The organism is Streptomyces sp. NPDC058796 (genome assembly GCF_042745235.1).
Taxonomy (GTDB): domain Bacteria; phylum Actinomycetota; class Actinomycetes; order Streptomycetales; family Streptomycetaceae; genus Streptomyces.
Genome location: NZ_JBHYOP010000011.1, coordinates 128,895 through 148,858 on the forward strand (window position 1 = coordinate 128,895; position 19,964 = coordinate 148,858).

Consider the following 19,964-nt stretch of genomic DNA (forward strand, 5'->3'; position numbering starts at 1 on the left):
CCGGGTCACCTCGCGCCGGGCGTGGGCGGTGTGGTCCTGTGGCCGGGCACGATCCGGTCGACCAGCCCGTATGCCACGGCCTGCGGCGCGTCGAGGACGGTGTCCCGCTCGATGTCGGCGCTCACCCGCTCCGGGGTGAGCCCGGTGTGCCGTACGAGGATCTCCACCAGGCGGGCACGGACGCGGGTCAACTCGTCGGCCTGGGCGGCCAGGTCGCTGGCCTGCCCCCGAACCGGCTCGGTCAGGGCGGGCTGGTGGAGCACCACTCGCCCGCCCGGCAGCACCGCGCGCTTGCCCGGCGTGCCGGCCGCCAGCAGTACCGCGGCGGACGAACCGGCCTGCCCCAGACAGGTCGTCGCCACGTCGCAGGCGACGTAGCGCATCGTGTCGTAGATCGCCGTCATGGCGGTGAAGGAACCGCCGGGCGAGTTGACGTAGAGCGCGATGTCCCGGTCCGGGGCCTGGTGCTCCAGGTGCATGAACTGCGCCATCACGTCGTTCGCGGACGTCTCGTCGATTGTTGTTCCCAGGAGGACGATCCGTTCCTGGAACAGCTTCGCGTACGGGTCCAGCGTGTGCTGCCCGGCGCTCGTGCGCTCGGTGAACTCGGACAGGACGTGGCGGGCGGACGGCCGGGTCATGGCGGACCCCTCCTCGTGGCAGAGCCGACTTCGGCTGCGCTGTATCTGTCAAAAATGTACAGGACGTACGTAGCCGGAGGTATGTGTATCGGCAGGATCGCGCGTTCGCCGGCGGCGGAAACGGGCGGTCAGGGCGCGGCGGGGTGTCAGTCGGCGCTCGGCGGCTCGTGCAGGCCGAAGACGGAGCCCTGGTTGTCCCGGCACAGAGCGAAGCGGCCGAACCGGGCCACCGACGCGGTGTCCTTCTCGCCCTCGTCGCCCAGGTCATCGACGGCACCACCCAGCTCCCGCACCCGGACCAGGGCGGCGTCCAGGTCGTCGACGCGGAAGAACAGGTACGGCGAGGCCCCCGCGTCGCCCCCGTGGAGGCCGCCCGGCACGCCGCCCGTACCGATGGAGAACCCGCGCCCCGCGGGGCCGGGCTCCAGGGTCCAGCCGAACAAGCCGCCGTAGAAGGCGCTTCCCCGTTCCGGATCCGCCACACCGAGCTCGAAGAAGGACGGTTCGCCTGCCATGGGGCACCTCCTGCGGGCCGGCGGCTGCGCGCGCCCCCGCCCCCCCATCGTCCTCCCCGCCGCACGGTGGCGCAGCCGGTAGTCCGGGCCCGAACCGTAAGCTGGGGGCATGGCCTACGAGATTCCGGTGACGCAAGCCAGGGCTGAGCTCGCCGACCTGATCAACCGGGTGGTGTACGGCGGCGAGCGGGTCGTCGTGACCCGCCACGGCAAGCCTCTCGTCGCCCTGGTCTCCGCCGCCGACCTCGAGCGCCTCGAGGATCTGCAGGAGCCGACCGGGGACCAGGTCGTCACCTCGGTCTCCCGAGTCCGCGACACCGCCGCCCCCGCGCCCGGGGAGCCCGGTCGCTTCGGCATCGCGGCGGAACACCGGGGGCCGAACCCGTCCTAGGCGAAGGCGAAGCTCAGGGCACCGCCCGGTACCGGGCACCGCGGTCCGCCCCGCGACGGGCTTCCGTGAGGCGGGGCCGTGGTGTCCCGGCCGGGGTGGTGGGGTGGCGGGGCGCTCGCGGTCGGGGACGCCGTCGGCGGGGCGTGCGCGGGCCCGGGCGGCCCGGCGTCTCAGGGCACCGGGGCCGGTGCCGGTGCCCGGTCCGGTGACGGAGCCGTACCGCGCGTACGCCGCCGCAGGGTCCCGCCCACCAGGACCGCCCCCAGGCCCAGCAGCGCCCACCAGGCGAGGGTCAGCGCGGGGCCGGTGGCCGCCGCACCGTCGAAGAACGACACCGAGCGCAGCAGCGAGGCGCCCGCACCCGGCGGCAGCCACTGCCCGATCGCCCCGGCCGGCTCCGGAAGCATCTCCGGCGCCGAGGAAGCCGCCGAGAAGGGGTTTCCCAGCAGCATCATCACCGCTCCGCCCAGCGCGAGGCCCGTGCGGCCGAGCAGTGCCGCCAGACCGGCGACGCCCGCGCCCACGGCCAGCGTCGACAGCCCGAAAACCCCGGCCACGGTCCACCAGTCCCCGGTGAGCGCCCCGAGCCAGCTGTGCGCGATCGCCGCCGCGACCAGTCCGGTCAGCGCCGCGGCGCCGACCAGTGCGAGCAACGCGCGCAGGCCCCGCAGTCCCAGCAGGGTCGCCACCGCGCCCGTCGCGATCCCGGCCAGCGCCAGCGGCAGCACACTCGCGCTCAGTGCCGCGCCGCGCGGGTCCGTACCGGGTGCGGGCACCACGTCGACGACCTGGACGGCGGTCCCCGCGGCGGACGCCTGTTCGGTCACCGCCTGCCGGAGCGACTGGGCCACGGCCGGGCTCGCGGCGGACGCGGTGAGCAGCTTCACGCCGTCGCCGCCGGCCACCACCACGCCGTACACGGTCCGGTCCTCGACGGCGTCGCGGGCCGCGGCCTCGTCGGCGTAGCGATGGAGCTCGAAGGCGCCCTCGCGCTGGGCGAGCCGCTCCTCGACCCGTGCGACCGCGGTGGGCGGCCCCGCCACGCCGAGCGGCAGATCACGGGGCGCCGTACGGGAGGCCGGCCACGCGAAGGCCCACAGAGCCAGGGAGACCAGCACGGGGACCAGGACGATCACGGCGATCAGGCGACGCGTGTCCATGAGGACTCCTCAAAAAGAAGGATCGTTCGTTTTAAGTTGTCTCCACCGTGCGTCCGCCAGGCCTCCTTGTCAAGAAGGAACGTTCGTTTTAGGTTGGTGGTCATGGCCCGCGTATCCCAGGAACACCTCGACGCCCGCCGCCGGCAGATCCTCGACGGCGCCGCGCTCTGCTTCGCCCGCAACGGCTTCCACGCCACGTCGATGCAGGACGTGCTGAAGGAGGTCGACCTCTCGGCGGGAGCCGTCTACCGCTACTTCAGCGGCAAGGAGGAGCTGATCGAGGCCATCGTCGCCGAAGTGCTGGGCGCCATCCGCGACGTGTACGAGCGGGCGGCTCAGGAGGACCCGCCGGCCATGCCCGACGAGCTCATCGCCCGCACCCTGGCGCACATGGCGCGGGAGCGGCCGGCGCTGACGGAGGACGGCCGGTGGCTGTTCCCGAGGCTCATGATCCAGGCCTGGACCGAGACGCTGCGCAACGAGACGCTGTCCGCCCTCCTCGACGAGGGCTTCGCCAAGGTCCTCGCGTCCTGGGCGAAGGTCGTCGTCCGCTACCAGGAAGCGGGCATGATGCGTGACGACGTCGACCCGGACGCCGTGGCCCGGACGCTGATGGCGACGGTGCAGGGCTTCGGGGCGCAGTACGCGCTGTTCGGCAGCTTCTCCCCGGAGGCTCTCCAGGCGGGCGTGCGAGGGCTGTTGAGCATGCGGGAGGCCACCGACGGCACCGGTAATCAGTCGGTCAAGAAAGCGTGACGCGGCGGAAACACTCTAGTCCTACTCTCCACCTCGATCCACCTGCGGTTTTTGAGCACCGGCGTGCGCATTCCGGCGCATTCATGTGTGTTACACCTAGAGCCGTCGCGGTGGACGCGGCAGCCGGACGCCGGGTCCTGGCGTCATGCCCTGTGAGGTGGTAAATGCAACTGACCCCGCACGAGCAGGAGAGACTGCTCATCCATGTGGCCGCGGACGTGGCCGAGAAGCGCCGCGCACGAGGCGTGAAGCTCAACCATCCCGAGGTGGTCGCCCTGATCACCTCGCACATCCTCGAAGGTGCCCGGGACGGCCGCACGGTCGGTGAACTCATGGCCTCCGGGCGCAAGTTGATCCAGCGCGACGAGGTCATGGAGGGGATCCCCGAGATGATCCACGACGTGCAGGTCGAAGCCACCTTCCCCGACGGCACCAAGCTGGTCACCGTCCACGATCCGATCATCTGACGGGGACGGCAGCCATGATTCCCGGAGAGATCCTCTTCGCCGACGAGCCGGTCGCCTTCAACGAGGGACGCCCGAGCGTCCGCCTGACCGTGCTCAACACCGCCGACCGGCCGGTCCAGGTCGGCTCCCACTACCACTTCGCCGAGGCCAACCCCGGTCTCGACTTCGACCGCGCCGCGGCCCGCGGCAAGCGGCTGAACATCGCCGCCGGCACCGCCGTCCGCTTCGAGCCCGGCATCCCGGTCGACGTGGAGCTCGTGCCCCTCGCCGGCGCCCGCGTCGTCCTGGGACTGCGCGGCGAGACCGGAGGTGCCCTCGATGCCTGAGCTTTCCCGCACCGCCTACGCCGACCTGTTCGGCCCGACCACCGGCGACCGCATCCGCCTCGCCGACACCGACCTCCTCGTCGAGATCGAGGAGGACCGCTCCGGCGGCCCCGGCCGCTCCGGCGACGAGGCCGTCTTCGGCGGCGGCAAGGTGCTGCGCGAGTCCATGGGCCAGTCCCGTGCCACCCGCGCCGACGGTGCCCCCGACACCGTTGTCACCGGTGCCGTGATCATCGACCACTGGGGCGTCGTCAAGGCCGACATCGGCATCCGGGACGGCCGGATCACCGGCATCGGCAAGGCCGGCAACCCCGAGACGATGGACGGCGTCCACCCCGACCTCGTCATCGGCCCCGAGACCGAGGTCATCGCGGGCAACGGCAAGATCGTCACCGCGGGCGGCATCGACACCCACGTCCACTTCATCTCGCCGGCCGCCGTCGACGAGGCACTCGCCTCCGGGATCACCACGCTCATCGGCGGCGGTACCGGCCCCGCCGAGGGCAGCAAGGCGACGACCGTCACCCCAGGCTCCTGGCACCTGGCGCGGATGTTCGCCGCCATGGAGTCCAGCCCCGTCAACATCGGCTTCCTCGGCAGGGGCAGCACCATGTCCAAGGAGTCCATGCGCGACCAGCTGCGCGCCGGCATCCTCGGCTTCAAGATCCACGAGGACTGGGGCGCGACGCCCGCGGTGATCTCCGCCTGCCTGGACGTGTGCGAGGAGTCCGGCGTCCAGCTCGCCGTCCACACCGACACCCTGAACGAGGCAGGCTTCGTCGGCGACACCTTCGACGCGGTGGCCGGCCGCACCCTGCACGCCTTCCACGTCGAGGGTGCGGGCGGCGGGCACGCACCCGACATGATCACGGCGGTGTCGCTGCCCAACATGCTGCCGGCGTCCACCAATCCGACCCGGCCGCACACCGTCAACACCGTCGAGGAACACCTCGACATGCTGATGGTCTGCCACCACCTGAATCCGGCGGTCCCCGAGGACCTGGCCTTCGCCGAGTCCCGCATCCGGCCCAGCACCATCGCGGCCGAGGACGTCCTGCACGACATGGGGGCGATCTCCATCATGTCGTCGGACGCCCAGGCCATGGGCCGCATCGGCGAGGTGATCCTGCGCACCTGGCAGACGGCGCACGTGATGAAGCGGCGCCGAGGGTTCCTGCCCGGCGACAGCCGCGCCGACAACCTGCGCGCGCGTCGATATGTCGCCAAGTACACCATCAACCCCGCCGTGGCCCAGGGCATCGAGCACGAGGTCGGCTCCGTGGAGCCCGGCAGGCTGGCCGACCTGGTGCTGTGGGAGCCGAGGTTCTTCGGTGCGAAGCCGCAGCTGGTACTCAAGGGCGGGCAGATCGCGTACGCGCAGGTGGGCGACGCCAACGCCTCCATCCCCACCCCGCAGCCGGTCCTGCCGCGCCCCATGTTCGGCGCGCAGGGCAGGGCGCCGGCCGCCAACTCGGTGGCCTTCGTGGCCGAGGCGGCCATCGAGGACGCACTGCCCGAGCGCCTGGGCATCGGACGGGAGCTGGTGCCCATCCGTTCGACCCGGGGCCGTACCAAGGCGGACATGCGGCAGAACGACGCCCTGCCGCGTGTCGAGGTCGCCGCGGACTCCTTCGCGGTGACCATCGACGGCGAGCTCGTCGAACCCGCACCCGTCACCGAACTGCCGCTCGCGCAGCGGTACTTCCTCTTCTGAGCGGCGACATGAGCCGCGCAGCACTGCTCGTCCTCGCGGACGGCCGCTTCCCCGCCGGAGGACACGCCCACTCCGGCGGGGCGGAGGCCGCCGTCCGGGCGGGACACATCACCGACGCCGCGAGCCTGGAGGAGTTCTGCCGGGGGCGGCTGCACACGAACGGAGCCGTCGCGGCATCGCTCGCGGCGGCCGCGTCCCTCGGCGTCGACCCCGGCGAACTCGACCTGGCCGCGGACGCCCGCACACCGTCGCCCGCACTGCGGTTGGCAGCGCGCAGACTCGGGCGGCAGCTGATGCGGGCCGCTCGCACCACCTGGCCGCATCCGGAACTCGACGCACTGGCGCGGCGGTTCCCCAAGGGCGCCCACCAGCCCGTCGTCCTCGGGCTGACCGCCCGCGCGGCCGGGCTCGGGGCGCTGGACGCGGCGTACTGCTCCGCCTACGAGGGGGTGAGCGGGCCGGCGACGGCCGTCGTGCGGCTGCTCTCCCTCGACCCGTTCGACGCGACCGGCGTGCTCGCGCGGCTCGCGCCCGACCTCGACCGGGTGGCGCGGGACGCCGTGGAGGCGGGGCGGGCGGCCGTGACCGAGGGCGTCGACACGCTGCCGGCGCGGTCGGCGCCGCTGCTGGAGACCGGGGCGGAAGCGCATGCCGCCTGGCCCGTGCGGTTGTTCGCCTCGTAGCGGCGCTTCTTCGCCCCCCCCCCCGCCGCCCCTTCCCTACCCCAGGGGCTCTGCCCCGTAAACCCCGCCAGGGGGCGGTGCCCCCTGGTCCCCCGTCGGTCTGAACGGCCTCGTCCTCGAACTCCCCCAGAGGGGGGACCCCAGGACGGGCTGGAACAGCCGGCCTCAGTTCTCGTAGGAGCCGTCATCGTGCATCTTGGTGATCACCACACCACCCCCGCCGTCTCCGCCGACGCCCACCGGCCCGACGGGAGCCGCCGTGCCCTGCGGATCGGGCTCGGCGGGCCGGTCGGGTCGGGCAAGACCGCGACCGTCGCCGCGCTCTGCCGGGCGCTGCGCGAGGAGTTCTCCCTCGCCGTCGTCACCAACGACATCTACACCCGCGAGGACGCCGAGTTCCTGCTCCGCGAGGCGGTACTGCCGCCGGAGCGGATCAGCGCCGTGGAGACCGGTGCCTGCCCGCACACCGCGATCCGGGACGACATCTCCGCCAACCTCGAAGCGGTGGAGGACCTGGAGGAGGAGGTCGGCCCGCTGGATCTCGTCCTGGTCGAGTCCGGGGGCGACAATCTCACCGCCACCTTCTCCAAGGGCCTGGTCGACGCCCAGATCTTCGTGATCGACGTGGCCGGGGGCGACGACATCCCGCGCAAGGGCGGGCCCGGCGTCAGCACCGCCGACCTGCTGATCGTCAACAAGACCGACCTCGCGCCGTACGTCGGCTCCGACCTCGCCAGGATGGCGGCCGACGCGAAGGCGCAGCGCGGTGAACTGCCGGTGATCCTGCAGTCCCTGCGCGGCGAGGACGGTGTCCGTGATGTCGCCGACTGGGTGCGGGGCCGGATCGCCGCGTGGACCGCGTGACCACCCCCGGCGGCGTCCGGGCGCGGGCACGCGTCCTCGCCCGCGGCGACGGGCGGGGCGGCACGGTCCTGCCCGTCCTGGAGGGCGAGGGGCCGCTGGCGGTGCGGCGGACCCGGGGGAGCGGTGCCGAGGCCCACGTCATGCTGGTCGGCGCGATGAGCGGGCCGCTCGGCGGCGACCACTTCACGGTGACCGCCGAGGCCGCGGCGGGCGCCCGGCTGCGGGTCGGCTCGGCCGCCGCCACCCTCGCGCTGCCGGGCCAGGACAAGGCCGGGGCCCGATACGACGTGCGGCTCACCGTCGGTGATAATGCCGAACTGCGCTGGCTTCCCGAGCAGTTGATCTCCGCGCGGGGCAGTGAGCTGTCCGTCGCCACCCGGGTCGACCTGGCTGCCACCGGACGGCTGCTGCTGCGCGAGGAACAGGTGCTCGGGCGGTCCGGCGAGGAACCCGGACGGCTCAGCAGCCGTCTCACCGTACGGGTCGCCGGCCGGTGCGTCCTCGACCAGGAGCTGGCCTGCGGGCCCGGCGCACCGGGCGGCTGGGACGGTCCGGCCGGGCTAGCGGGGCGCCGTGCCGTCGGTCAGCTGGTCGTCGTACGGCCGGAGTTCGCCGTCGCGCCGCCGCGGTCGCGCAGCTTCGCGGAGGGCGCGGCCGTGATGCCGCTCGCCGGGCCCGCCGCGCTGGTGACGGCCCTGGCGCCGGACGGGCTGCGGCTCAGGCGGCTGCTGGAGGAAGGGCTGTCCTCGCTGGGCTGAGGTCCGCCGACCGAACATTCATATCCGTTTATCGGATTGGCAAAGAAGCAGTACCACCCCTGTTCCCAGGGAACACACAGCCGGGAAGATCCCCGTACTTGTCGCGAACACGTACGGGGAGGCCCACTTGAGGAAGAGCAGACTGGGGCGGAGGACGGCGGCGCTCGGCTCGGCCGGAGCGCTCGTCACCGCCACGCTGATAGCCGGCGCCCTCGCGGCGCCCGCCGCGAGCGCCGCTCCGTCCACCGGCCAGGGACACGCGAAGGGCTGGGACCGCGAGGCCCGGGGCACCGCCATCGCCGCGGCCCGCGCCGCGAAGGCCGGCGTCGACTGGCAGGACTGCCCCGCCGACTGGAACCTGCCGAAGCCGATCCAGTGCGGCTACGTCACCGTCCCGCTCGACTACGCCAAGCCGTTCGGCAGGCAGATCCAGATCGCCGTCGACCGCATCGGCAACACCGGCACGAAGGCCGGGCGGCAGGGCGCCCTCATCTACAACCCCGGCGGCCCCGGCGGCTCCGGCCTGCGCTTCCCGGCCCGCGTGACGGGCAAGAGCAAGGTGTGGGCGAAGACCGCCGAGGCGTACGACTTCGTCGGCTTCGACCCGCGTGGCGTCGGCAGGTCCACGCCCATCTCCTGCGTCGACCCGCAGGAGTTCGTCAAGGCACCCAAGATGGACCCCGTGCCCGACTCCGAGGCCGACAAGCGCGCTCAGCGCAGGCTCGCCCGCGAGTACGCCGAGGGTTGCCACGAGCGCAGCGGCTGGATGCTGCCGCACATGACCACGCCGAACACCGCGCGCGACCTCGACGTCATCCGCGCCGCGCTCGGCGAGAAGAAGCTCAACTACCTCGGTGTCTCCTACGGGACCTACCTCGGCGCGGTCTACGGCACCCTCTTCCCGGACCACGTGCGCCGCATGGTCGTCGACAGTGTCGTCAACCCGTCCCGCGAGAAGATCTGGTACCAGGCCAACCTCGACCAGGACGTCGCCTTCGAGAAGCGCTGGAAGGACTGGCAGGACTGGGTCGCAGAGAACGACGCGACCTTCCACCTCGGCGACACCCGTGCCGAGGTCCAGGACCAGTGGCTGAAGCTGCGCGCCACCGCCAAGAAGGAGCCCCTCGGCGGGATCGTCGGCCCGGCCGAGCTGATCTCCTTCTTCCAGAGCGCCCCCTACTACGACTCGGCGTGGGTGCCGGTCGCGACGGTCTTCAGCAAGTACGTCGCGGGTGACACCCAGGCCCTCGTCGACGCCGCCGCCCCCGACCCGTCCGACACCGCGGGCAACGCCTCCGCGGAGAACGGCAACGCCGTCTACACCGCCGTCGAGTGCGCCGACGCCAAGTGGCCCACCAACTGGCGCACCTGGGACCGGGACAACACCAGGCTGCACCGCGACCACCCGTTCATGACCTGGGCCAACGCCTGGATGAACCTGCCGTGCGCCACCTGGCCGGTCAAGCAGCACACGCCGGTGAACGTCAAGACCGGCAAGGGACTCCCGCCGGTGCTGATCGTCCAGTCCGAGCGGGACGCGGCCACCCCGTACGCGGGCGCCGTCGAACTGCACGAGCGGTTCGAGGGCTCGCGCCTGATCACCGAGCGGGACGCCGGCTCGCACGGCGTGACCGGCCTGGTCAACCCGTGTATCAACGACCGGGTGGACACCTACCTGCTCACCGGCGAGGTGGACGCCAGGGACGTGACCTGCGCACCGCACGCCACCCCCAAGCCGTAACAGGCGACGCGCGACGGGGGAGGGGCGGCCGGTACGGTCCGGCCGCCCCTCCCGCCGTTCCGCCACCCGACTTCACGCCTGCCGCGCCGCCAGCCAGGTGTCCTCCGCCGCGTAGTCGAAGAGGTCGCCGTAGTTCCCGAACATCTTCGGGTACGCCTCCCGCCAGTCCCGCCCGGCCAGCCGCTCCTCGATGAAGGCGACCGTCTCCGGCAGGGTCTCGGCGTACCGGACCACCGGGCGGTAGCCCAGTTGCCGCCGCGCCTCGGTCATGTCGCACACGACCGGCGCGGGCACCGTCCACGGCGTGTCACCCACACCGTCCGCCGCCGGCGGACCGTCCAGCAGGACGTCCTCGGTCTCCACGCCCATCACCGCGTCGATCGCCGCCGCGATCCGCGCCACCGTCGGCGCCTGTGGGTCGACCGCGTTCAGGACGCGGGTGCCGGGCCGCGGCGCGGCCAGCCGGATCAGCTCGGCGATGTTGTGCACGCTCGCCGGGTGGAAGCGGCTCGCACCGCCGTAGGAGAGGACGCGCCGCCGCCGCCCGTCGAGGTTGCGCTTCACGAAGTACAGCTCGCGCGGGGTGCGGCAGTACGGCCCGTGGATCGCGCCCGCGCGCAGCAGCGTGACCGGCAGCCGGTCACCCGCCGCGAGGAGCTCCCGCTCCAGCGCTGCCTTGCGGGTGCTGTACGAGGTGTTGCCCGGGCGCACCGTACGCTGCTCCTCGGTCAACGGCACCGGGTACTGGGGGAAGCCGTCCGGCTCGGCCTGGGTGTCGAAACTGCGGCCCTCGTCGTCCTCGTAGACCGACACGCTGGAGATCACGACCGCGGAGCCGGCCCGCCCCGCGAGCGACACCAGTTGCCGCGCGTGGCCCTCCCCGAACGCCACCATGTCCACCAGCACGTCACAGCCGTCGCCGACCGCCGCCGACAGGGCCGCGTCGTCCTCCCGGTCGGCCCGCACCACGCGCACGCCCTCGGGCCAGCCCGCGTCCCGGTCGCCGCTCCGCGATACGGCCGTCACCTCCCAGCCGTCCCGGGCCAGCACCCCCACGGCCACCCGTCCGATCTGTCCCGTCGCTCCGAGCACCACAGCACGTGTCATACGGCGACCGTAGGCGCACGTCCGGCCGCTCGGCCACGCGCTTCTGCCGACGGCAGACAGCGGGTTCTCGCGATGCCCTACCGGAGCGGCCGCCGCGGGAACCTCGGCCCCCTCGCCGCCCTCTCGGCCTCCTCGGCCTTGACGTCGGCCGCGTACCGGTCGACGTACTCCTGGCCGGACAGCGACATGATCGCGTACAGGATCTCGTCGGTGACGGCGCGCAGCACGGCCTTCTCGCCCTCCATGCCGGCGTAGCGGGAGAAGTCCAGCGGCTCGCCGAACCGGATCACCACGGGGTGCAGCCTGGGGATCTTGCGGCCCGGGGGCTGCGCCTCGAACGTGCCGATCATCGCGCAGGGCACGACAGGCACCCCGGCCCTGAGCGCCATGACCGCCACCCCGACCTTGCCCTTGTAGAGCCGGCCGTCGTGCGAGCGGGTGCCCTCCGGATAGATCCCGAGCAGTTCGTCCTTGGCCAGGACGCCGAGGCCCTCGCGGATCGCGGCCTGTCCCGCCTCATTGCCGGAGCGGTCGACGGGGATCTGCCCGGCGCTGCGGAAGAAGAACGCGGTCAGCCGGCCCTTGAGGCCCGGGCCGGTGAAGTACTCGGCCTTGGCGAGGAAGGTGATGCGGCGCCTGAGCACCGCGGGCATCAGGAAGTGGTCCGAGAAGGAGAGGTGGTTTCCCGCGACGATCGCCGCGCCCGACGCGGGCACGTGGTCCAGGCCCTCGATCCGGGGACGGAAGACGACTTTCAGCAGCGGGCCCAGCAGCACGTACTTGAGCACGTAGTAGAACACGGTGTGTCTCCCACTCTCCCGGTAGGCACGGCCACTGACGGCAGCCACGGCACGGCCCCGTGCCGGACGTCCGCGTCCAGTGATCGATCGTAGCCCGGACCGCGCCGGTCGGACCGGGACCGTGCGGCCGGGCTCTCGGCGTCCGCTACCGGTGCCTACAGGGTCACACCGCCTGCCCGGGCCGGGAGTAGCCGAACGTCCCCGCCCTGTGGCAGCGCCTGTGACGCACTGACGAGGCGGTGGGGGCACCACGTGCCCCCACCGCCTCACGACGCCCGCTCAGAACTTCGGCGTCGGCGCCTGGGCCTCGACGATCTCCGCCGCCTCCTCGTCGGTCTGCACCGAGGGCGGGGAACCCTCCAGGGGCTGCTGCGCCGTCTCCTTCATGCAGGCCACCGCCACGACACCGACCAGGGCCGCGGCCATGGCGTAGTACGCGGGCATCATGTCGGAACCGGTCACGCTGATCAGGGCGGTGATGACCAGCGGCGTGGTGCCGCCGAACAGGGAGGCCGACAGGTTGTAGCCGACCGACAGGGACCCGTACCTGACGTTGGTCGGGAACATCGCCGGGAGCGCCGCCGACATCGTGCCGAGCAGGCAGACCAGGGACAGGCCGAGCATCAGCATGCCGGCCGAGACGGCGAGCAGACTGCCCTCCTGCACCAGCACGAAGGCCGGGGCGGACAGGACGAAGAAGCCGATCATCCCGGTCATGAGCAGCGGCTTGCGGCCGAAGCGGTCGGACAGCCGGCCGATCTGGTTGATGATCAGCATCAGCAGCACCATGGTCGCGACCAGGATCATCAGGCCGTGGCTCTCGCTGTAGTGCAGCTCGTCCGACAGATATGTCGGCATGTACGACAGCAGCATGTAGTCGGTGATGTTGTAAGCGCCGACGAGCGCGATGCACAGGATCAGCATGCGCCAGTGCGTGCGGAAGATCTTCGCGAGGTCGCCCCGCGCGGTGGTCTCCACCGCGGTCGCCGCCTCCGAGATGTGGACGTTGGAGTCCTCCAGCTTCAGGAAGGCGGGCGTGTCGTCCAGCTTCAGCCGCAGGTAGATACCGACGATGCCGAGCGGCGCCGCGACCAGGAACGGGATGCGCCAGCCCCAGGCGTCCATGGTGTCGCTGCCCAGCCAGGCGGTGAGGCCGGTGACGAGACTGGCGGCGCCGGTGTACCCGGCCAGTGTGCCCAGCTCCAGGAAGCTGCCGAAGAACCCGCGCCGCTTGTCCGGCGCGTACTCGGCGATGAAGGTGGAGGCACCGCCGTACTCGCCGCCCGTGGAGAAGCCTTGGAGCAGGCGGAACAGGATCAGCAGGACCGGGGCCCAGAAGCCGATGGAGTCGTAGCTCGGGATGAGTCCGATGGCGGCCGTGCCGATCGCCATGAGGATCATCGTCAGCGCCAGCACCTTCTTGCGGCCGATCTTGTCGCCCATGGGCCCGAAGACCATGCCGCCGAGCGGGCGCACCAGGAACGCCACGGCGAACGTGGCGAACGAGGAGAGCAGCTGCGCCGTGTCGCTCCCGGACGGGAAGAAGACGCGGCCGATGGTGCCCGCCAGATAGGCGTAGATGCCGAAGTCGAACCACTCCATGGCATTGCCGAGCGAGGCCGCCTTCACGGCCCTCTTGACCGCGGCCTCGTCCGTGACCGTGATGTCCGACCGGCGCAGTCGGGGGTTCTGCCGGCGCCTGATGGCCCGGAACAGGGCCGGGTGGCGGCGGACCGCCGCGGCGTCGGATTCCTGGCCGTTCTCGTTGGGGGACGTGGCGGCCTCCCTTTCCACGTGCAGACACCCCTGGCGGGGCACTGCTCGGTCGTACGATTCTCAGCTCGTACCCGTTCCCCCGATCATCCTGGGTATGGCCGTGACGTCAGTCATGTGGTTGAGCCGATGAGGTGAGGAGCGGCCCATTAGGCTTCGCACATGCGGATCTCCGTCTCCTCCGACATGGACGAACCCGTGGCCCGCCTCCTCGTCGAGGAGCTGCGCGGACGCGGACACGAGGTGCTGACCCACGGCGCCCTGGAACCCGGGGCGGACGCCCGGTGGGCGGTGTGCTCCGAGCGGGCCGCGCGCGAGGTCGCCGACGGGACCGCCGACCAGGCCGTGGTGTGCTGCTGGACCGGCACCGGCGCGTCGATCGCGGCCAACAAGGTGCCGGGCGTACGGGCGGCCCTGTGCACCGACGCCTACACGGCGGACGGCGCCCGCCGCTGGAACGACGCCAACGTGCTCGCCCTCAGCCTGCGCCTGACCTCGGCGCCGCTGCTGGGGGAGATCCTCGACGCCTGGTTCGCGGGCGCGCCCGGCGAGGATCCCGAGGACCGGGCCAACGTGACGCACGTGGAGCGGCTCGACCGGGGCCGAACCGCTCCGTGACTCCCGCGCGTCCTCAGGACGTCAGGACCTTCTCCAGGGTCCCGAGCGCGCCCTCCAGTTCCTCACCCGTGACCGTCAGCGGCGGGGCCAGCCGGATCGTCGAACCGTGGGTGTCCTTGACGAGGACGCCCTCGCGCATCAGCCGCTCGCTGACCTCGCGGCCGGTGCCGAGCGCCGGGTCGACGTCGACGCCCGCCCACAGCCCGCGCGCCCGGAAGCCGACCACGCCCTTGCCGACCAGGGCCGCCAGGCCCTCGCGCAGCACGGTGCCCAGCTCCGTCGCCCGGCGCTGGAACTCTCCCGTCTCCAGCAGCTCCACCACCGCCGTGCCCACCGCGGCCGCCAGCGGATTGCCGCCGAACGTCGAGCCGTGCTCACCCGGACGCAGTACACCCAGCACCTCCCGGCTGCCGACGACCGCCGACACCGGCACGATGCCGCCGCCCAGCGCCTTGCCGAGCAGGACCACGTCCGGCACCACCGACTCGTGCTCGACGGCGAGCGTGTGCCCCGTGCGGCCGAGGCCCGACTGGATCTCGTCGGCGACGAACAGGCACCCGGCCCGGCGCGTCAGCTCCCGCACGCCCGCCAGGTAGCCGTCGTCCGGGATGTTCACGCCCGCCTCGCCCTGGATCGGTTCGATCAGCACCGCCGCCGTCGTCCCGTCGACCGCCGCCTCCAGCGCCGCCAGGTCGTTGTAAGGGACGATCTTGAAACCGGGCGTGAAGGGGCCGAAGCTGGCGCGGGCCGTCTCGTCCGTCGAGAAACTCACGATCGTCGTCGTGCGCCCGTGGAAGTTGTCCGCCGCGACCACGATCGTCGCCCGGTCGGCCGGGACGCCCTTGACGTCGTAGGCCCACTTGCGGGCCACCTTGATGCCGCTCTCCACGGCCTCCGCTCCCGTGTTCATCGGCAGCACCATGTCCGTGCCGGTCAGCGCGGACAGCCGCTCGGCGAAGCCCGCCAGCCGGTCGTTGTGGAAGGCGCGGGAGGTGAGGGTGAGCCGGTCCAGCTGGCGGTGGGCGGCGTCGATCAGCGCCGGGTGGCGGTGGCCGAAGTTGAGCGCGGAGTACCCGGCCAGCATGTCCAGGTAGCGGCGGCCCTCCACGTCCTCGACCCAGGCGCCCTCGGCGCGGGCCACGACGACGGGCAGCGGGTGGTAGTTGTGCGCGAGGACGGGCTCCTCGGCGCGGATCAGCTCCTCGGAGCCGCGGGTGGTGCGGACGGGTGCGGTCATGAGCGGGACTCCCGGATCTCCTGGGTGCAGCACTTGATGCCGCCACCGGCCTTGTGGAACTCGGACAGGTCGACGGGGACGGGGACGTAGCCGCGGTCGCTGAGCCGGTCGGCGAGTTCCCCGGCCCCGGGGGCGATGAACACGTTGCGTCCGTCACTGACGGAGTTCAGCCCGAACGCCATGGCGTCCTCACGGGTGGCGATCACCGCGTCCGGGTACAGCCGCTCCAGCACCTCACGGCTGCCGGGCGAGAAGGCCCCCGGGTAGTACGCCACGTTCTCGTCGTCGAGGACGAACAGCGCCGTGTCCAGGTGGTAGAAGTACGGGTCCACCAGCGTCAGCGAGACCACCGGCACGCCGAAGAACTCCTGCGCCTCGCGGTGCGCCTCGGGGGTCGTGCGGAAGCCCGTGCCGGCCAGGATCCACCGCCCGGCCGGGACCAGGTCCCCCTCGCCCTCGCAGACCGCCTCCGGATGCTGGACCTCGAAGCCCTCCGTCTTGAACCACGCCTCGTAGGCCACGGACTCGCCCCGGCGCTCGGGCGCGTGGAAGCGGGAGCCGAAGACCCGGCCCTCCACCACGACCGCGCAGTTCGCGGCGAAGACCATGTCGGGCAGGCCCGGCACCGGCGCGACGGTGTCGACGGTGTGGCCGTGGGCCCGGTAGGCGTCGACCAGTGCCTGCCACTGGTCCAGGGCGCGGATGACGTCGACCGGTCGGCCGGTGCTCATCCACGGGTTGATCGCGTACTGCACGGCGAAGTGTCTGGGTTCGCAGACCAGAAAGCGCCGCCGGCGCGGCACACGGTTCTCGGGCACAGAGGGGTACCTCCGCTTCCTCACGGTGTGTGACTGGGGGTTGACACCACGGTAGGAAGCGGCGACCGCGCCCGACAAGCGACGAAGGCTGCGTGTCCACGCACCATCGCTGCGTTGTCGGCCAGGTCAGCGCACGTCTGATGCGCCCTCCGGGGCGAGGAGGCCGGCTCCCGCCTCCGGACTGTCCGGGATCAGGTGGGACAGCACCATCACACTGATCGTCTTGCGGATGAACGGCTCCGCACGGATGCGCTCCAGCACCTCCTCGAAGTGCTCCACGTCCCGCGCCCGCACGTGCAGCAGCGCGTCCGCGCCGCCGGTCACCGTCATCGCCGCCGTGATCTCCGGATAGGCGCGCACCACCTCCGCCAGCCGCCTCGGCGGAGCCGCCCCCTCGCAGTACACCTCGACGTACGCCTCGGTGCGCCAGCCCAGCGCGGAGGGCCGCACCGTAGCCGTGAACCCGGTGATCACGCCGGTCTCGCGCAGCCGGTCCACCCGGCGCTTGACCGCCGTCGAGGACAGCCCGACCTCCGCGCCGATCTCGGCGAAGGACGTCCGGGCGTTGGCCATCAGGGCGGTGACGATCTTCCGGTCGAGTTCGTCGAACGGGCTGGGCCTGCTGTTCATGCGGGCACTGTATCCAGCGGATACGTCCACGTCGGGGCGTGTTCAGGCGTACGGATTGCTCCTACACTCCACCTTCATGCTGCGCGCCCTGGCTGTCGACGACGAACGCCCCACGCTCGAGGAGCTCGTGTACCTGCTGAACGCCGATCCCCGCATCGGCACGGCGGAGGGCGCGGGCGACGCGACCGAGGCGCTCCGCCGCATCAACCGGGCGCTGGAGTCGGGTCCCGACGGTCCGGACGCCATCGACGTCGTCTTCCTCGACATCCAGATGCCCGGCCTCGACGGACTGGACCTCGCCCGGCTGCTGACCGGGTTCGCCCGGCCGCCGCTGGTCGTGTTCGTCACCGCTCACGAGGACTTCGCCGTCCAGGCCTTCGACCTCAAGGCCGTCGACTACGTGCTCAAACCCGTCCGCAGGGAACGGCTGGCCGAAGCGGTCCGCCGGGCCGTCGAACGCCGCGGCACCGCGACGTCCCCGGCCCCGCGCATCCCCGTGCACGAACCCGACCCCGACCACATCACCGTCGAACTCGGCGGCGTCACCCGCTTCGTCCCCGTCGACGACATCACCCACGCCGAGGCCCAGGGCGACTACGCCCGCCTGCACACCGACAAGGGCAGCCACCTCGTCCGCATCCCCCTGTCCACCCTGGAGGAACGCTGGCGCGCCCGCGGCTTCGTCCGCATCCACCGCCGCCACCTCGTCGCCCTGCGCCACATCGGGGAACTCCGCCTGGACGCCGGCAGCGTCAGCGTCCTGGTCGGCACCGAGGAACTCCAGGTCAGTCGCCGCCACGCCCGCGAACTGCGGGACCTGCTCATGCGGAGGCCGTGAGTCCATGCCCCAGGACCCCACCGAGCGGCGCGTCACCGTCACCGGCCCGCCCAGGCGCACGCGACGCGCCTCGGGCTACTACCGCCCGCGCACCGAGATCGACGAGCAGACCACCCTCGGCCACACCTACGTCCGCTCCCTGATGCGCAGCCAGCTGCGGGCCGGCCTCGCCGCCCTCGCGGTCCTCGGCCTCCTGGTCGGGCCGCTGCCGCTGCTGTTCGCGGCGATGCCCGACGCCCGCCTCCTGGAGTGGGCCGTCCTCGGCTTCGGCCTGTACGCCCCGCTCGTCCTCCTCGCCCGCTGGTACGTGCGCCGCGCCGAGCGCAACGAACGCGACTTCGTGCGCCTGGTCGAGGACCGATGACCCTGCCGGACCAGGCCGTGAAGGCACCATGAACTCCAGCTACGCCATACCCGCCGTCGCCCTCGTCGTCGTGGCCACCGTCCTCGTCGGCGCCTTCGGCCTGCGCATCTCCCGCACCACCTCCGACTTCTACGTCGCCTCCCGCACCGTCGGCCCCCGCCTGAACGCCGCCGCCATCAGCGGTGAGTACCTGTCCGCCGCGTCCTTCCTCGGCATCGCCGGCCTGGTCCTCGTCCAGGGACCCGACATGCTCTGGTACCCGGTCGGCTACACCGCCGGCTACCTCGTCCTGCTCCTGTTCGTCGCCGCCCCGCTGCGCCGCTCCGGCGCCTACACGCTGCCCGACTTCGCCGAGGCCCGGCTCGCCTCCCAGGGGGTACGACGGCTGGCGGGGGCCTTCGTCGTCGGAGTCGGCTGGCTCTACCTGCTGCCCCAGCTCCAGGGCGCGGGACTGACCCTGACCGTGCTGAGCGGGGCGCCCGACTGGCTCGGCGGGGTGATCGTCGCCGTCGTCGTGACCGCCATCGTCGCGGCCGGCGGCATGCGCTCCATCACCTTTGTCCAGGCCTTCCAGTACTGGCTCAAACTCACCGCCCTGCTCGTCCCCGCCCTCTTCCTGGTGCTGGCCTGGCAGGGTGACGGCGCTCCCGGCCGCCCCTTCGAGGAACCCGCCACCTTCCGCGAGCAGCGCTCGGTACGGGTCGACGACACCCTCACCCTCAAGCTGGAGCGGCCGCTCACCGTCACCGTCGACGGCACGGTGGACGGCCGCGCCCACGACGGCACCCGGGTCGACCTGCCCGCCGGCACCCACCGCATCGAGGCCGGCACCCGCCTGACCTTCGCCAAGGACGCCGCCGTCCCGGCCGCCGGACGCGGCGCCGACGACGCCCTGTCGCCGTCGCGGGCCGAGAGCCGCACCGAACGCCCGCTGTACGCCACGTACGGCCTGATCCTCGCCACCTTCCTGGGCACCATGGGCCTGCCCCACGTGGTGGTCCGCTTCTACACCAGCCCGCACGGCGTCGCCGCCCGCCGCACCACGGTCGCCGTCCTCGGCCTGATCGGCGCCTTCTACCTGCTGCCGCCCGTCTACGGCGCCCTCGGCCGCATGTACGCCCCCGAGCTGACGCTCACGGGCGACGCGGACGCCGCCGTCCTGCTGCTGCCGGACCGGGTGATCGGGGGAGTGGGCGGCGACCTGCTGGGCGCGCTGGTGGCGGGCGGCGCCTTCGCCGCGTTCCTGTCCACCGCCTCCGGGCTGACCATGGCCGTCGCGGGCGTCCTCACTCAGGACGTGCTGCCGTCCCGGGGCGTGCCGCACTTCCGGCTCGGCACGGTCCTCGCCATGGCGGTGCCGCTGGCGGCGAGCGCCCTGGTCGGCGGGCTGCCGGTCGCCGACGCGGTGGGCCTGGCCTTCGCCGTCTCCGCCTCGTCCTTCTGCCCGCTGCTGGTCCTCGGCATCTGGTGGCGGCGGCTGACCCCGCCCGGTGCGGCGGCCGGGATGCTGGTGGGCGGCGGCTCGGCGCTGCTCGCCGTCGCGGCCACCATGGGCGGCTTCCCGGGCGGCGGCGGCGCTCTGCACGCGCTGCTGGCCTGGCCCGCGCTGTGGTCGGTGCCGCTGGGCTTCCTCACCATGGTGCTGGTCTCGCTGGCCACCCCGGCGCGGGTGCCGGCCGGGACGGCGGCGATCCTGGCCCGCTTCCATCTGCCGGAGGAGCTGCGCGCGGACGAACTGCGCAAGGAGGTGTCCCCGTGAGCGG

Annotated in this window: 22 protein-coding genes; 13 read left to right on the forward strand and 9 right to left on the reverse strand. The window is 72.5% G+C overall.

Going from position 1 to position 19,964, the window contains the following annotated elements; genetic code table 11:
• Positions 1-5: 5 nt before the first annotated feature.
• Together ACFW47_RS26730 and ACFW47_RS26735 are read right to left on the reverse strand one after the other, a co-directional pair.
• The gene (locus tag ACFW47_RS26730; RefSeq protein WP_386307377.1) at positions 6-641 is read right to left on the reverse strand and encodes an ATP-dependent Clp protease proteolytic subunit; all 636 of its coding nucleotides are present in this window, start codon (positions 639-641) and stop codon (positions 6-8) included.
• 146 nt (positions 642-787) lie between these two features.
• Positions 788-1,156, reverse strand: a complete 369-nt coding sequence (locus tag ACFW47_RS26735; RefSeq protein ID WP_386307378.1) for a VOC family protein — start codon at positions 1,154-1,156, stop codon at positions 788-790.
• 109 nt (positions 1,157-1,265) lie between these two features.
• Between ACFW47_RS26735 and ACFW47_RS26740 the strand changes: the two genes are divergently transcribed.
• Complete coding sequence (locus ACFW47_RS26740; RefSeq protein WP_386307379.1) at positions 1,266-1,547, forward strand: type II toxin-antitoxin system Phd/YefM family antitoxin; 282 nt, start codon at positions 1,266-1,268, stop codon at positions 1,545-1,547.
• A 170-nt stretch (positions 1,548-1,717) separates the two neighbouring features.
• Here the strand turns inward: ACFW47_RS26740 and ACFW47_RS26745 are convergent, their stop codons facing one another.
• Positions 1,718-2,707, reverse strand: coding sequence for an ABC transporter permease (locus tag ACFW47_RS26745; protein WP_386307381.1), 990 nt, complete (start codon positions 2,705-2,707; stop codon positions 1,718-1,720).
• A gap of 102 nt (positions 2,708-2,809) precedes the next feature.
• Between ACFW47_RS26745 and ACFW47_RS26750 the strand changes: the two genes are divergently transcribed.
• The 8 genes from ACFW47_RS26750 to ACFW47_RS26785 all read left to right on the forward strand — a co-directional run bounded on the left by ACFW47_RS26750 (position 2,810) and on the right by ACFW47_RS26785 (position 10,016).
• Complete coding sequence (locus ACFW47_RS26750; protein ID WP_217250448.1) at positions 2,810-3,463, forward strand: TetR/AcrR family transcriptional regulator; 654 nt, start codon at positions 2,810-2,812, stop codon at positions 3,461-3,463.
• 164 nt (positions 3,464-3,627) lie between these two features.
• Positions 3,628-3,930 carry an urease subunit gamma gene (locus ACFW47_RS26755; RefSeq protein ID WP_100048517.1) on the forward strand — a complete coding sequence of 101 codons (303 nt, stop codon included), beginning with the start codon at positions 3,628-3,630 and terminating at the stop codon, positions 3,928-3,930.
• A 14-nt stretch (positions 3,931-3,944) separates the two neighbouring features.
• Positions 3,945-4,256, forward strand: coding sequence for an urease subunit beta (locus ACFW47_RS26760; protein ID WP_217250446.1), 312 nt, complete (start codon positions 3,945-3,947; stop codon positions 4,254-4,256).
• Positions 4,249-5,970 (forward strand): urease subunit alpha, encoded by a 1,722-nt coding sequence (locus ACFW47_RS26765; RefSeq protein WP_386307382.1) that lies wholly within the window; start codon positions 4,249-4,251, stop codon positions 5,968-5,970. The genes ACFW47_RS26760 and ACFW47_RS26765 overlap by 8 nt, the downstream gene beginning before the upstream one ends.
• Positions 5,971-5,978: 8 nt before the next feature.
• Entirely contained in the window at positions 5,979-6,653 is a 675-nt protein-coding gene (locus ACFW47_RS26770; RefSeq protein WP_386307383.1) for an urease accessory protein UreF, read from the forward strand.
• 189 nt (positions 6,654-6,842) lie between these two features.
• On the forward strand, positions 6,843-7,517 hold the full coding sequence (gene ureG / locus ACFW47_RS26775; protein WP_386285438.1) for an urease accessory protein UreG: 675 nt from the start codon (positions 6,843-6,845) through the stop codon (positions 7,515-7,517).
• On the forward strand, positions 7,505-8,275 hold the full coding sequence (locus ACFW47_RS26780) for an urease accessory protein UreD (protein WP_386307384.1): 771 nt from the start codon (positions 7,505-7,507) through the stop codon (positions 8,273-8,275). The genes ureG and ACFW47_RS26780 overlap by 13 nt, the downstream gene beginning before the upstream one ends.
• A gap of 127 nt (positions 8,276-8,402) precedes the next feature.
• Positions 8,403-10,016 carry an alpha/beta hydrolase gene (locus tag ACFW47_RS26785; protein WP_386307386.1) on the forward strand — a complete coding sequence of 538 codons (1,614 nt, stop codon included), beginning with the start codon at positions 8,403-8,405 and terminating at the stop codon, positions 10,014-10,016.
• A gap of 72 nt (positions 10,017-10,088) precedes the next feature.
• Here the strand turns inward: ACFW47_RS26785 and ACFW47_RS26790 are convergent, their stop codons facing one another.
• The 3 genes from ACFW47_RS26790 to proP form a co-directional block, all read right to left on the reverse strand.
• Positions 10,089-11,123 (reverse strand): NAD-dependent epimerase/dehydratase family protein, encoded by a 1,035-nt coding sequence (locus ACFW47_RS26790; protein WP_386285434.1) that lies wholly within the window; start codon positions 11,121-11,123, stop codon positions 10,089-10,091.
• 77 nt (positions 11,124-11,200) lie between these two features.
• Positions 11,201-11,923, reverse strand: coding sequence for a lysophospholipid acyltransferase family protein (locus ACFW47_RS26795; protein WP_386285433.1), 723 nt, complete (start codon positions 11,921-11,923; stop codon positions 11,201-11,203).
• A 279-nt stretch (positions 11,924-12,202) separates the two neighbouring features.
• Entirely contained in the window at positions 12,203-13,717 is a 1,515-nt protein-coding gene (proP, locus tag ACFW47_RS26800) for a glycine betaine/L-proline transporter ProP (protein WP_386285431.1), read from the reverse strand.
• A 141-nt stretch (positions 13,718-13,858) separates the two neighbouring features.
• On the opposite strand from proP, the gene ACFW47_RS26805 reads away from it, so the two are divergent.
• Positions 13,859-14,314: an RpiB/LacA/LacB family sugar-phosphate isomerase gene (locus ACFW47_RS26805; RefSeq protein WP_386285430.1), complete on the forward strand. Its 456-nt coding sequence runs from the start codon at positions 13,859-13,861 to the stop codon at positions 14,312-14,314.
• Positions 14,315-14,327: 13 nt separating this feature from the next.
• Here ACFW47_RS26805 and rocD read toward each other — a convergent pair whose 3' ends face one another.
• The 3 genes from rocD to ACFW47_RS26820 form a co-directional block, all read right to left on the reverse strand.
• Positions 14,328-15,551 (reverse strand): ornithine--oxo-acid transaminase, encoded by a 1,224-nt coding sequence (rocD, locus tag ACFW47_RS26810; protein ID WP_386307388.1) that lies wholly within the window; start codon positions 15,549-15,551, stop codon positions 14,328-14,330.
• Entirely contained in the window at positions 15,548-16,369 is an 822-nt protein-coding gene (gene ddaH, locus ACFW47_RS26815; protein ID WP_386285428.1) for a dimethylargininase, read from the reverse strand. Before ddaH ends, rocD begins: the two co-directional genes overlap by 4 nt.
• 126 nt (positions 16,370-16,495) lie before the next feature.
• Positions 16,496-16,999 (reverse strand): Lrp/AsnC family transcriptional regulator, encoded by a 504-nt coding sequence (locus ACFW47_RS26820; protein WP_386285426.1) that lies wholly within the window; start codon positions 16,997-16,999, stop codon positions 16,496-16,498.
• A gap of 76 nt (positions 17,000-17,075) precedes the next feature.
• Here ACFW47_RS26820 and ACFW47_RS26825 point away from each other — a divergent pair, with 76 nt between their 5' ends.
• Genes ACFW47_RS26825 through ACFW47_RS26835 form a run of 3 tightly spaced genes read left to right on the forward strand, consistent with a single transcriptional unit; the run spans position 17,076 to position 19,960 of the window.
• The gene (locus ACFW47_RS26825; RefSeq protein ID WP_386285424.1) at positions 17,076-17,837 is read left to right on the forward strand and encodes a LytR/AlgR family response regulator transcription factor; all 762 of its coding nucleotides are present in this window, start codon (positions 17,076-17,078) and stop codon (positions 17,835-17,837) included.
• 4 nt (positions 17,838-17,841) lie between these two features.
• The gene (locus ACFW47_RS26830; RefSeq protein WP_386285422.1) at positions 17,842-18,201 is read left to right on the forward strand and encodes a hypothetical protein; all 360 of its coding nucleotides are present in this window, start codon (positions 17,842-17,844) and stop codon (positions 18,199-18,201) included.
• 28 nt (positions 18,202-18,229) lie between these two features.
• The gene (locus ACFW47_RS26835; protein ID WP_386285420.1) at positions 18,230-19,960 is read left to right on the forward strand and encodes a cation acetate symporter; all 1,731 of its coding nucleotides are present in this window, start codon (positions 18,230-18,232) and stop codon (positions 19,958-19,960) included.
• The last annotated feature ends 4 nt before the right edge of the window (positions 19,961-19,964 follow it).